The sequence below is a fragment of the Halobacteriovorax sp. RT-1-1 genome (genome assembly GCF_047085455.1).
Taxonomy (GTDB): Bacteria; Bdellovibrionota; Bacteriovoracia; order Bacteriovoracales; family Bacteriovoracaceae; genus Halobacteriovorax_A.
The window spans coordinates 877,259-888,454 of the sequence record NZ_JBKIXZ010000002.1 but is presented as its reverse complement, the minus strand read 5'-3'; the positions used below and the strand labels follow the sequence as shown (position 1 = coordinate 888,454).

Sequence of the window (11,196 nt, the reverse complement as noted above, 5' to 3'; positions counted from 1 at the left end):
TCTTTTCTAATCTCTAGTAAGTTTCTTATAAGTGTAGCGCTTAGGATTCATTGCTGCATCTCCTAGACGTCTTCTCTTATCTTCTTCGTACTCGTTAAAGTTTCCTTCAAACCATACAACTTTCCCCTCGCCTTCGAATGCAAGGATATGTGTTGCTAAACGGTCTAAGAAGAAACGGTCGTGGGAAATGATAACAGCACAACCAGCATAATCAACAAGTGCTTTTTCAAGAGCTTGTAGAGTATTTACATCAAGATCGTTTGTTGGCTCATCCAGTAGAAGAACATTTCCACCTTCTTTTAAAACTTTTGCAAGGTGTACGCGATTTCTCTCACCACCTGAAAGCTCAGAAACTTTCTTCTTCTGGTCTTCTCCAGAGAAGTTGAATTTTGCAATATAGGCACGAGAGTTAACTTCTTGGCCACCAACATTGATAAACTCAGTTCCATCAGCAACAACATCATAGATTGTTTTTTCAGGATCTAAATCACGTCCCTGGTCAACGTAAGCAAGCTTAACAGTATCACCTACATCGAAAGTTCCAGAAGTTGGCTTCTCTTGACCAGTAATCATTTTGAATAGAGTTGTTTTACCAGCACCGTTTGGACCGATAATCCCAACGATTCCACCAGGAGGAAGTGAGAACTCAAGATTTTCATATAGAAGTCTGTCGTCGAATGCTTTTGAAACGCCGTGAGCTTCGATAACTTTATTTCCTAGACGAGGACCTGCAGGAATGAAAAGGTCATTTGTTTCATTTCTCTTTTCACTAGAGATTTTTGCTCTTTCTTCGTAATCCTTAATACGAGCTTTTGACTTCGCCTGACGTGCTTTAGGGTTTGAGCGAATCCACTCAAGCTCTTCTTTCATTGCTTTTTGTCTTTTCGACTCAGTCTTTTCTTCTTGAGCTAGACGCTTTGCTTTTGTCTCTAGCCAACCAGTGTAGTTTCCTTCGAATGGAATCCCTTGTCCACGGTCAAGCTCTAGAATCCAACCAGCAACATTGTCTAGGAAGTAACGATCGTGTGTTACTGCAATTACTGTTCCTTTATATTGTTGTAGGTGTCTTTCAAGCCACCATACTGTTTCAGCATCAAGGTGGTTTGTCGGCTCATCTAGAAGAAGAATATCAGGTTTTTGAAGTAGAAGACGGCATAGTGCAACCCTTCTCTTTTCCCCACCAGATAGGTTTCCACACTTTGCTTCAGATGGAGGACAATTTAGTGCTTCCATTGCAAGGTCTAGTTGACTATCAAGAGTCCAAGCATCTGCAGCATCAAGTTTATCTTGAAGCTTAGCTTGTTTATCAAGAAGATTATTCATTTCGTCATCAGACATTGGCTCTGCAAATTTTGCAGAGATTTCATCAAATTGAGCAAGAAGATCAACTGTCTCTTGGCAACCTTGCTGAACAACTTCTCTAACTGTTAATTCAGGATCAAGTTTTGGTTCCTGCTCAAGGTAACCAACCGAATAATTTTTAGCTAAGTGTGTTTCACCTAGATGGTCTTGATCAAGACCTGCCATAATCTTAAGAAGTGTCGACTTACCAGCACCGTTAAGACCAAGAACACCAATCTTTGCTCCATAAAAATATGAAAGAGAGATGTCTTTTAAAACGTGCTTTTGCTTATAAACTTTTCCAACACGGTTCATTGAATAAATAATTTGCTTATCATTTTGATAGGCCATCGATTGACTCCATTTGTTTTAAAATTACTCAAATAAAGTACCTATAAAACGATAGAATATCAATTACAGAGTGCCTGCAAACTTAAAGATTTAGGTGACTTATTAGACGAAAAAAGTTTGCGACATAAGGCACAAAGAAGAAGACTACAAGCCATATAAATTTGAAGATTTTTAATCGTTGTAAAAAAACTTCATTTTCACTTCGGTAATCATCCCAAAGATTAATCTCAATGGATTCAAGGTCTTCACAAATATCCACACCTTGGTGTTTCTTTACTTCAATTAGTGCAGCGAGCCTTCGAAAGAGATCCTTGGCCAGGGCCTGATCTAAATCTACAATTGAGTTGATTGATGAACGATGAATGAGTTGATTGATGGGAGTTCCAACATCGTACATAAGCTTAAATATGAGATATGAATTTAGAATCTTACTAATAGGGGCCAGAAATTTTCGCTTTAGTTTCTTAATAAGCATGATGAAACTAAGAATACCTACAAGATTATAGATTAGGGCCAAAAAGAGGAAGGTATAGTCGGTTGCGAGGCCAAGGATATTTGTTGCAAAGATATTTAGGGCAAATGTAAGTCCCATTGCCATAAGAAATTGAAAGAGTGTTTCATTAATTGTGCCTGCGGCCTTCTTCTCAATTTGAAGATCATTGGAGAGAGCGTGGCGCATTTTTGCAAGAGTTCGACTTGTTGCAGCGCCAAATTCTTTTGCAATCTGAGCAATCTCACAAATTAATGAGTCGTAAAACTTGTAATTTGAAAGTTGCGTTAAGTCCCCCATCAAATTGAGCAGGGATACTTCTATTAACAAGTCCTTGCCTCTTTGATATTCAGATCGAATTCGAAATTTCAATGAGTTAAACCTTTCAATTAAGGTTTCAGCAGGAATAAGTAATGCTAAGAGAGTGATTGATAAAAAAGATATTATTGCCAAAATAGACCTCCTATCTTGACGTAACGCTATGTATCTGAAATAACAATACTCCATGGAAAATAAAGAAGAGTTATTTCACATTCGAAATGAAAACCACGCTTTTGATAAGCAATCAGAGGATATTAATCACCCTGATTTCTATCTCAATGATGAACTATTAGAAGAGTTAAAACTCTTTTGCCAAAATTTTGATCCATATCGTGACATGGACCTTGAAACAAAGTTTCGTTTACAAGAATTTGGTGTTCTCGAACTCTCAAACCCTTTTGAGATAACAAATAAACTTCTTCTCTTACTAGAGAACAACCTTCAATATCGTATTAAGTTAGAAAAAGAAAAGTAACAATGAACAAGAAAACCGCAGGTCGTCCACGCATTCGTACACCTAGGGTAGAACTACACCCTGCCAGTATCAAATATCTCTTCAAAGGTCATCCTTGGATTACTAAAGATAAGTACTCTCTTAAGTTTCCTAAGGGCTCTCCTTTTATTACGGCAAAGCTTGATGAAGTTAAGAACGACGATGCGAAGTTTGTTGTTATGCTAAATGATCCGACTCACGATAGTGTGCTAGCACGAATCTGGCGTATTGGTGAAGGTTCATCTCACATTGGCCCAAAAGAGTTCTACTTTGAACTTAGAGAGCGCATGCAAGCAAGTTTTGAAGCACGTGGGAATATTGATACTCGTGAAAACTACTACCTTGCTTTTGGCGAGTCTGATTATCTGCCAGGTCTTTTTATTATTCGCTTAAAAGATAGAATTCTTATTCAATTTTATGCAAACTTCTGGAACCACTTTGAAAATGACGTTCTAAAAATAGTAAAAGACTTTTTTCCTAAAGATACTCTTTGGGTTCAAAAAAGAAATCTAAAGCGTAAGAAAGAATTTTATTGCGCGACAAATAAGCAACTAAAAGAAGATAACTTTATCGTTGAAGAATATGGAGTTAAGTATCAAATTAAGCTTAACCAATTCTATGATATTGGAATCTACACAGATATGGCGGCAATTAGGGACCGCGTGAAAGAAGACTTTGAAGGAAAGAGTGTTTTAAATCTATATAGCTACACTGGAGCTTATTCTCTGTTTGGACTGAAACAGGGGGCAACAGATGTAACAAGTGTGGATCTTTCTCAAAAGTATCTTGATTGGCTACAAGAGAACCTTGTTCTTAATAAAATGAGTGAAAATCATGAATCACTTTGTATGCCAACAATCAAGGCACTAGAAAAGTTTAAGGCAGAAGGTCGTAAGTTTGATTTAATTATTTGCGATCCACCAAGTGCATCAAGTGATGGAAAGAAAGTTTCGAAAGCTATTGATGCATATAAAGATATGATTCCTCTATTTGATATGATTCTAAATAAAGGTGGAAAAGCACATATCTTTTTAAATACACATTCAATTACACGCAAGAAATTTGAAAATAAAATTAAAGAGTACATTGGTACCCGCAAGATTAGTATCACTGGATCACTAAAACTTACTGGTGACTGTCCGTCACTTAAAGGCTTTATTGAAGGCGACTACCTTAAAGGACTAACTCTTTTAAAGAAATAAAGGAAAAAATAAATGACAAATAACCTGGCCATAATTGTTCCCCTATTTATTGGTTGTATCGGAATCCTTCAAGGTGCCATAAACCGATTAATGACAAATGATATCGGTCTTACATGGATGGCCCTTCTTGGTAACTTTGTTACTCTAGTTGTTTGTATTGGTTTCTTCTTCTTTGTTAAATATAACCCAGAGTTCTTTCCTGAATTCGTTCGCTTAAAGGACTTCCAATTTAAGTGGTGGTATGTCATTCCTGGGTTCTTCGGCTTCTTATTTGTTGTGGGTCTTCCGCTTGGTATTTATGAAGTTGGTGCCGTAAAAACAACTGTCGGACTAATCGCTGCACAGATGGTGACAAGTGTTCTATGGGATGTATTCGTAGAGAATATCTCTCTTACTGTGCCAAAAGGTCTTGGAATCTTAATGGCAATTGGCTCAGTAATTTTAATTACACTATTTTAACAGTTACTCTTAAATAGCGTTAAAAACACTTTAATTTTATAGTCTGACACCTATAAATCCTATGCTATAAAGTAAAAATGCTTTTAATGTATTTTCGTCTATTCATTGCTGGATTATTCTTAGTTATTGGAACACTAATTTGGATTCCAATATGCATGTTTCGTCCTGCAAATCGTGGCAACACATACATGATTGCTAAGTACTACTCGTGGCTAACTCACCTTTTTTTAAATATAAAAATTGAAGCAAGAGTTAAGAAGAGTCACAAGGATATTAGAAATTCTGTTATCATTTCTAATCACCAATCAAATCTCGATATTTTCTTTGTAGGGCCGGCCCTGCCAAAAAGAACAGTCTCTCTTGGGAAGCAGTCTCTTGTCTGGATCCCTATTTTTGGTCAAATGTACTACCTTGCTGGAAATATTCTGATTAATCGAACAAATAGAACTAAGGCCTGGAAGGCCATGGCCGAAGTTGCTCGAACAATTAAAGAAGACAATTGTAATGTCTGGATTATGCCAGAAGGAACTCGCTCAAAAGGACGAGGATTACTGCCATTTAAAAAAGGCCCATTCGTTGTTGCTATCCAAGGCCAACTTCCAATTTACCCTGTTGTATTTTCTGAATATGATAAGTCATTTGATCTTAGAAAACTCAAACCTGGAAAGGTTATCATTGAAGCACTTGAGCCTATTTCGACACAGGGTTTAACAATGGATGATATTGGAGAGCTCATGGACAAGACTCGTGAAATGATGCTTGCCCATATCAATAAATTATCTAAAGAAGTTTCCTAATAAAGTCTTTTATTAGAAGATATTTACTCTTGTCATGTAATCAACTTTTCTAGCATCAGCTCTTCTAAGTGGACCTTGTGTTCCTGGAGCAGTAGTTCTTCTTCCATCATTTATGGCCGCATTACTTGTTGGACACTCCATTCCTAACCCACACATATCCTTCTTATTAAGAAAAAGTGCCGCTTCAATAAAGCTATACTTTTTACCCTTGTAGATTAATTTTAGATCTTCGATTTTACCTGTTTCATTTGGAAGAATAACAAAGTCACCTTTTTCTAGAATATCAAAAAAGAATTCCTTGTACGGTGCATATTCCTTCGTAACTTTGAAAAGAACATCATTATAATCATTTCCGTTTGGATCTTTAGAATAAGCACTTACTGTATCACCATAGACTCTAATCGATCTAATATCTTGATCACCATAGTACTGACTTCTAATCTTTAGATCACCTGAAGTTGCAAAAATTTGCTGGTATGAAAAAGCATTTAAAGTGATAAATAGTGCAATTGTAACTTTAAGAATCATTTTCATTATTCCCTCCAGATACATATATAGTTGCACTTTGTGTGCCAAGAATTTAACGGAATATTAAGTAGTTAGATTGTAAATATCTTAAACAGTGTCTATTGAAGTGACGACATACCGTCCGTCCTGGACATGCGTCTTTCGGTTATATGAAGAAGATTTTTGCGCTGAGGAAACATCAAACAGCTGAAGCTATTTGAGTTTATTGAGAATAATCACTTCAAGCGTCTGCGCATAGAAATAAAAAAGGCTCCATTAGGAGCCTTTTTTATTTCTATTTTACAATGCGTTCACGCCATTTTTTGATATCTGGTGCTAGATAGTCGTACTTCATCTCATCAAGAGTATATTGAGAGAATTCATAGTCTGTCGTGTGAGTTAGACACTCAGTAGGACAAACAGTAGTACAAAGACCACAGTAACAGCAAAGAGCTGTATCGATTGTATATTGAAGAAGATCTAACTTAATTGGTGTTCCACCACTTGTCTTAAGTACTGGAGCATCTTTTTCTCTTCTAACAGCTGTAATGTAAATACAGTCAACTGGACAAGCAGTTGCACACTGGTAACAAGAAATACAGTTTTCAACATCATTAAATAGACGTGAACGAGAGTTTGCTGGAAGCTCTTCTCTTACTTCTGGGTATTCAATTGTTACAGGTTTTACACCGTACACATATTTAAAAGTAATACCAAGACCTTTCGTTACAGTAGTAATACCAGTCCAGATATTCTTAAACCATTTTCCTAACGTTAGTTGCTCACCTGCGTGGTAAGTTGTATCAGTGCTCATCGGTCAACCTCTCCTAGAACAATATCAATACTTCCGATTGTAGCAACGAAGTCTGCAATCATCTGACCTTTACCAAGTTCAGGTAGCATTGAAGTGTGAGTAAAACATGAAGACTTAACTTTAACTCTGTAAGGAGTTTTTCCACCATCTGAAACGATGTGGTAACCAAGTTCTCCACGTGGACACTCAGTTTTTGTATAAATCTCACCTTTTGGAAGCTTAATGATTTTTGGAACTTTACCCATAACAGGTCCAGCTTCAATTCCATCAAGAGCTTGACGAAGGATTTTGATTGATTCAAAGATTTCGAATACACGTACATAGTAACGATCCCAACAGTCACCAACAGTTCCCATTTCACCTTTACCAGTAACAACATCAAAATCAAACTTATCGTAGTAACCATATGGCTTCTTCTTACGAAGATCCCACTCAACACCTGAACCACGAAGAACAGCACCAGTTGCACCGTACTCATAAGCCATCTCAGGAGTTACAATACCAACATTAGCAGTTCTGTTACGGAAGATTGCGTTCATACCAACTAGATCGTGGTACTTCTTCATGCTTTCTTCCATCGTTGTACAGAATTGATCGATACGACGAAGTTGATCGTCATTAATATCATTCCAAACACCACCAATCCAAATGTAATTGTATAGTAGTCTGGCACCTGAAAGCTCTTCAAAGATTCTTAGGATTTGCTCTCTATCTTGGAAAGCGTATAAGAATGGAGTGAAGGCCCCAAGGTCGATTGCGTAAGTACCAAAGTACATTAAGTGAGATGCGATTCTTTGAAGTTCCGCAACGATGATTCTGATATACTCTGCTCTTTCAGGAACTTCAGTTCCAAGCATTTTTTCTACACCGTGAACATAACCCCATTCCATTCCCATAGCACCAAGATAGTCCATACGGTCAGTGAAAGGAATAATCCCACGATAGTCTAAGTTCTCGCTGTGCTTTTCCATACAACGGTGTAGGTAACCTAGGTATGGAGTCGCTTCAACAACGATTTCAGAATCTGTTTTAATCTCAACACGTAAAACCCCGTGAGTGGCAGGGTGCTGAGGCCCCATATTTACTGTCAGTAGATCAGTATGTAAGGCTTCTTGTTCTTGTTTTAATGTATTATCTTCCATTAAAAATATCCTTAAAATTAATTATTTAGCTTCTTCCATCTTCTTATTTAGAGCTGCCTCTAAATCAGTAGAAATCTTTCCATCCCATGAACCAGAGATTTTCTTTGGTTCAGCAGCATCAATTCTTGCCTTAGCAAAGAACTCATGATCTGCAATATTCATTTTATGTTCAGGATTTACTTCGAAACCTTGCCAAGCTTTTTGAACTTCGTAGTCTTTACGAAGTGGGAAACCTTCCCAATCTTCAGGACAAAGAATTCTTCTATGATCTGGGTGTCCAACAAATTCAACACCATTCATATCGTACACTTCTCTCTCTAAGAAGTTAGCTGACTTCCAAACATCACAAACAGAATCAATCTTTGGAACATCATCTTTGTTTGCTTTTGGAAGTTTTACTTTAAGTATTACATCATCAGAGTTCGTGATGAACGAAGCTAGCATATAGTTTACTTCGATTTCATTTTCGTAATCAACACCAGATACAACTTGAAGAACGTTGAATTGATATTCTGAGCTATCTCTTAGTGCATAACAAACATCTTTAATCTTTGAAGCATCAATTAAGATTGGCTTATCACCTGCTTCATTTTCAATTAAAGAAGCATTTGCACCACTCACTTTATCATTAATAAAAGTTACTAATTCATTAAGCATGCTTCACCCACTTATCTTTAAGAAGTCTTTCGTTGGCAACTTTCTTTTGAAGTGTCATTAAACCTTCAATTAAGGCTTCAGGTCTTGGAGGACAACCTGGAACGTAAACGTCAACAGGAACGATCTCATCAACACCTTTAAGAACGTGATAACCGTGTTGCCAGTAAGGCCCACCTTTGTTAGCACATGAGCCCATCGAAATAACATATTTCGGCTCGGCCATTTGTTCGTAAAGAGTCTTAATTCTTGGGGCCATTTTAAGTGTTACAGTACCTGCAACAATCATTAAGTCCGCACGTCTTGGTGTCGCCATGAAAGCACCACAACCAAATCTTTCTAAGTCATACTTAGATCCACCAGTTGCCATCATTTCAATAGCACAACAAGCAAGACCAAACGTCATTGGCCATAGAGAGTTCTTTCTTCCCCAGTTAAGGAAGTCATCAAGTTTTAATAAAACAACACTATCTTGCATTGCCAGCAATCCTTTTTATAGATGTATAAAATTATGAAATTCTTAGGTTATAAATTACCAATGCTTAGCTTTGTAGTCAATTAAAGCCGAGGAAAAAAGAGAGTTTTTTGTAAGTGATCATTGGTGCATAGAGACATTATTGAGTTCAGTCGTCAATAAAATTTAGTCTAAATATGAACGACAACGAGCATTAAATTTCGACTCTACTTGGCCAACTTTCTTATTAGCACTCGCTATTGAACGGGTTTGGCTCTCCCTAAGGTAGGTCATACGCTTGAGATCATTTTGACAGACCTTAGTCATAATGGTCCCATACTCCTCAATAACTGCTACTGGGTATGGCTTTGACCAAGCCGAAGATATTAGGCTTGAATCCTCACGAGAACTAAACTGGATAATCTCATCAGAGATGCCTAGTTTACTTGCCTCATGCTTAAATTGATCATAATGAACGCCTAATTTATAAAATTCCTTTATGGCAAGATCCCTTGAAAACTCCTCTCCATCTAAAATATTTAGGCACTGTGGAGAAATTGCCTTAAGGCCATAGATTTCACGTCCAACACGACACTCGACCATAAAAGCATCCACTTCCCCGCCTTTGCCTTGAATAGTATCGCTAAGAAAGGAAGAAACTGAGAATTCACTTAAATAAGGGTTGAAAGGTTTTTTATAAATATAGTGAGTGAGCTCATGGATAAGGTCTAAAACGGCATTTTTAGTTGAATGTGACTTATCAATATAAACAGTTGATCTTGTTTCAAAACGCACGCTCTCAGGAGAGCTTGGATTAAATTTTCGAACAAGGGTTGTGTCGGTTACCGATACATCTCCACTATCAATTACCTCTTCTAGGCGCTTACGATCCTTGGCAGCTCTTAAACGGGCCTTGTCAATGAGCTGAATTCCTAGCTTTGAAGTTGAGACAATTTCGATAAGCTGCTCGATACTGCCTTCTTGAGTGGAAGAAAGCTTTCTCCAATTTCCACTATACTTATTAGTAGCCGAGCGAATTACTCCACCACGTTCTGCCCAACTACTTGCCGCAACGCTAGAACAAACAAGAAAACTCGTTAAGATTGAAAAAAATAATGTAGGTAGACGGCCAGGCAAATGCATTACCTTAAAATCGACATCTAAGTTAAATTCTTGAGTAAAATTTGAGGAGAATTTCCAAAGGGCAAAAATAATTTCTATAACTTATTGCGTTTTGCACTTAAAGAACAAACGCATTAGAATGGAGCTGTTCAAAAAACATTTTAAGAATCTAGAATTAAGGAGAAAAGAATGGAACATAAACTTCCAGAACTACCATGGGCAAAAGACGCTCTAGCACCTCATATCTCAGCTGAAACAATTGAGTACCACTACGGAAAGCACCACAATGCTTACGTAACTAAGCTTAACGCAGCTATTCCAGGAACTGAATTTGAAAACATGACTCTAGAAGAGATCATCATGAAATCAAGTGGTGGATTATTTAACAATGCTGCTCAAGTATGGAACCACACTTTTTACTGGAACTGTCTTGCTCCAAACGCAGGTGGTGCGGCAACTGGTGCAGTAGCTGACGCTATCAACGCAAAATGGGGTTCATTTGATAAATTCAAAGAAGAATTCTCAAATGCAGCTGCAACTAACTTTGCTTCAGGTTGGACTTGGCTAGTAAAGAACAAGGGTGGAGAACTAGAAATCGTTAATACTGACGATGCTGAAACTCCAATGACAGATGGTCACACAGCACTAATGACAATCGACGTATGGGAACATGCTTACTATGTTGATTACAGAAATGCTCGTCCAGATTACATCAACGCATTCTGGAACCTTGTTAATTGGGATTTCGTAAACTCAAATCTTTAATTATTTAATTAAATGAAAGGCCTCTTATGAGGCCTTTTTTTCTTCTTCAATATAACTTAAAACTTTCACTTCAAAGCCAAATTGATTTTCTCTCCTCAAAAGTCTGAAGCGAGATTTATCCTTAGTTGGATGCAGATGCTTAATCTGGCCTAGAGTTTCTTGTAGTAATTTTGCCGACTCAATTGAGTGGCACTCAATTTTATATTGGTCACCTTTCCTCTGTTCAACAGGCAGAAGGTAGAACTCATCTTCAAATAAATTTACATCAATCAAAAACATTCTCT

Annotated in this window: 14 protein-coding genes; 5 read left to right on the top strand and 9 right to left on the bottom strand. The window is 37.3% G+C overall.

The genetic code is table 11. From position 1 onward, the window contains the following. Positions 1-6 precede the first annotated feature (6 nt). Together ettA and ACMAWV_RS14590 are read right to left on the bottom strand one after the other, a co-directional pair. On the bottom strand, positions 7-1,692 hold the full coding sequence (gene ettA / locus ACMAWV_RS14595; RefSeq protein ID WP_103218022.1) for an energy-dependent translational throttle protein EttA: 1,686 nt from the start codon (positions 1,690-1,692) through the stop codon (positions 7-9). A gap of 82 nt (positions 1,693-1,774) precedes the next feature. Next, the gene (locus ACMAWV_RS14590; RefSeq protein WP_412470114.1) at positions 1,775-2,635 is read right to left on the bottom strand and encodes a hypothetical protein; all 861 of its coding nucleotides are present in this window, start codon (positions 2,633-2,635) and stop codon (positions 1,775-1,777) included. A gap of 52 nt (positions 2,636-2,687) precedes the next feature. Here ACMAWV_RS14590 and ACMAWV_RS14585 point away from each other — a divergent pair, with 52 nt between their 5' ends. From ACMAWV_RS14585 to ACMAWV_RS14570, 4 genes are all read left to right on the top strand, one after another. Beyond that, positions 2,688-2,978, top strand: a complete 291-nt coding sequence (locus ACMAWV_RS14585; protein ID WP_103218024.1) for a hypothetical protein — start codon at positions 2,688-2,690, stop codon at positions 2,976-2,978. A 2-nt stretch (positions 2,979-2,980) separates the two neighbouring features. Continuing rightward, positions 2,981-4,198 (top strand): class I SAM-dependent rRNA methyltransferase, encoded by a 1,218-nt coding sequence (locus ACMAWV_RS14580; protein WP_412470115.1) that lies wholly within the window; start codon positions 2,981-2,983, stop codon positions 4,196-4,198. A 12-nt stretch (positions 4,199-4,210) separates the two neighbouring features. After that, the gene (locus tag ACMAWV_RS14575; protein ID WP_103218026.1) at positions 4,211-4,657 is read left to right on the top strand and encodes a DMT family transporter; all 447 of its coding nucleotides are present in this window, start codon (positions 4,211-4,213) and stop codon (positions 4,655-4,657) included. Between the two features lie 77 nt (positions 4,658-4,734). After that, a complete protein-coding gene (locus ACMAWV_RS14570; protein WP_103218027.1) occupies positions 4,735-5,454 on the top strand; it encodes a 1-acylglycerol-3-phosphate O-acyltransferase in 720 nt (239 codons plus the stop codon). Positions 5,455-5,466: 12 nt separating this feature from the next. Here ACMAWV_RS14570 and ACMAWV_RS14565 read toward each other — a convergent pair whose 3' ends face one another. The 6 genes from ACMAWV_RS14565 to ACMAWV_RS14540 all read right to left on the bottom strand — a co-directional run bounded on the left by ACMAWV_RS14565 (position 5,467) and on the right by ACMAWV_RS14540 (position 10,168). Continuing rightward, entirely contained in the window at positions 5,467-5,988 is a 522-nt protein-coding gene (locus ACMAWV_RS14565) for a hypothetical protein (protein ID WP_103218028.1), read from the bottom strand. Between the two features lie 268 nt (positions 5,989-6,256). Beyond that, positions 6,257-6,775, bottom strand: a complete 519-nt coding sequence (locus ACMAWV_RS14560) for a 4Fe-4S binding protein (protein WP_103218029.1) — start codon at positions 6,773-6,775, stop codon at positions 6,257-6,259. Further along, on the bottom strand, positions 6,772-7,917 hold the full coding sequence (locus ACMAWV_RS14555; protein ID WP_103218030.1) for an NADH-quinone oxidoreductase subunit D: 1,146 nt from the start codon (positions 7,915-7,917) through the stop codon (positions 6,772-6,774). Before ACMAWV_RS14555 ends, ACMAWV_RS14560 begins: the two co-directional genes overlap by 4 nt. A 21-nt stretch (positions 7,918-7,938) precedes the next feature. Further along, positions 7,939-8,574, bottom strand: coding sequence for an NADH-quinone oxidoreductase subunit C (locus ACMAWV_RS14550; protein WP_103218031.1), 636 nt, complete (start codon positions 8,572-8,574; stop codon positions 7,939-7,941). Continuing rightward, positions 8,567-9,049: an NADH-quinone oxidoreductase subunit B gene (locus tag ACMAWV_RS14545; RefSeq protein WP_103218032.1), complete on the bottom strand. Its 483-nt coding sequence runs from the start codon at positions 9,047-9,049 to the stop codon at positions 8,567-8,569. The genes ACMAWV_RS14550 and ACMAWV_RS14545 overlap by 8 nt, the downstream gene beginning before the upstream one ends. 162 nt (positions 9,050-9,211) lie before the next feature. Then, the gene (locus tag ACMAWV_RS14540) at positions 9,212-10,168 is read right to left on the bottom strand and encodes a hypothetical protein (RefSeq protein WP_146037853.1); all 957 of its coding nucleotides are present in this window, start codon (positions 10,166-10,168) and stop codon (positions 9,212-9,214) included. 168 nt (positions 10,169-10,336) lie between these two features. Here ACMAWV_RS14540 and ACMAWV_RS14535 point away from each other — a divergent pair, with 168 nt between their 5' ends. Then, positions 10,337-10,912, top strand: a complete 576-nt coding sequence (locus ACMAWV_RS14535; RefSeq protein WP_103218034.1) for a superoxide dismutase — start codon at positions 10,337-10,339, stop codon at positions 10,910-10,912. Between the two features lie 24 nt (positions 10,913-10,936). Here ACMAWV_RS14535 and ACMAWV_RS14530 read toward each other — a convergent pair whose 3' ends face one another. Next, the gene (locus tag ACMAWV_RS14530) at positions 10,937-11,191 is read right to left on the bottom strand and encodes a hypothetical protein (protein ID WP_103218035.1); all 255 of its coding nucleotides are present in this window, start codon (positions 11,189-11,191) and stop codon (positions 10,937-10,939) included. Between the last annotated feature and the right edge of the window lie 5 nt (positions 11,192-11,196).

Excerpts from the sequence above, each read along its gene's own strand:
- ACMAWV_RS14530 (WP_103218035.1), bottom strand. The coding sequence starts at position 11,191 with ATGTTTTTGATTGATGTAAATTTATTTGAAGATGAGTTCTACCTTCTG.
- ACMAWV_RS14580 (WP_412470115.1), top strand. The coding sequence starts at position 2,981 with ATGAACAAGAAAACCGCAGGTCGTCCACGCATTCGTACACCTAGGGTA.
- ACMAWV_RS14545 (WP_103218032.1), bottom strand. The coding sequence starts at position 9,049 with ATGCAAGATAGTGTTGTTTTATTAAAACTTGATGACTTCCTTAACTGG.
- ACMAWV_RS14585 (WP_103218024.1), top strand. The coding sequence starts at position 2,688 with ATGGAAAATAAAGAAGAGTTATTTCACATTCGAAATGAAAACCACGCT.
- ACMAWV_RS14540 (WP_146037853.1), bottom strand. The coding sequence starts at position 10,168 with ATGCATTTGCCTGGCCGTCTACCTACATTATTTTTTTCAATCTTAACG.
- ACMAWV_RS14560 (WP_103218029.1), bottom strand. The coding sequence starts at position 6,775 with ATGAGCACTGATACAACTTACCACGCAGGTGAGCAACTAACGTTAGGA.
- ACMAWV_RS14565 (WP_103218028.1), bottom strand. The coding sequence starts at position 5,988 with ATGAAAATGATTCTTAAAGTTACAATTGCACTATTTATCACTTTAAAT.
- ACMAWV_RS14570 (WP_103218027.1), top strand. The coding sequence starts at position 4,735 with ATGCTTTTAATGTATTTTCGTCTATTCATTGCTGGATTATTCTTAGTT.
- ACMAWV_RS14550 (WP_103218031.1), bottom strand. The coding sequence starts at position 8,574 with ATGCTTAATGAATTAGTAACTTTTATTAATGATAAAGTGAGTGGTGCA.
- ACMAWV_RS14535 (WP_103218034.1), top strand. The coding sequence starts at position 10,337 with ATGGAACATAAACTTCCAGAACTACCATGGGCAAAAGACGCTCTAGCA.
- ettA (WP_103218022.1), bottom strand. The coding sequence starts at position 1,692 with ATGGCCTATCAAAATGATAAGCAAATTATTTATTCAATGAACCGTGTT.
- ACMAWV_RS14555 (WP_103218030.1), bottom strand. The coding sequence starts at position 7,917 with ATGGAAGATAATACATTAAAACAAGAACAAGAAGCCTTACATACTGAT.
- ACMAWV_RS14575 (WP_103218026.1), top strand. The coding sequence starts at position 4,211 with ATGACAAATAACCTGGCCATAATTGTTCCCCTATTTATTGGTTGTATC.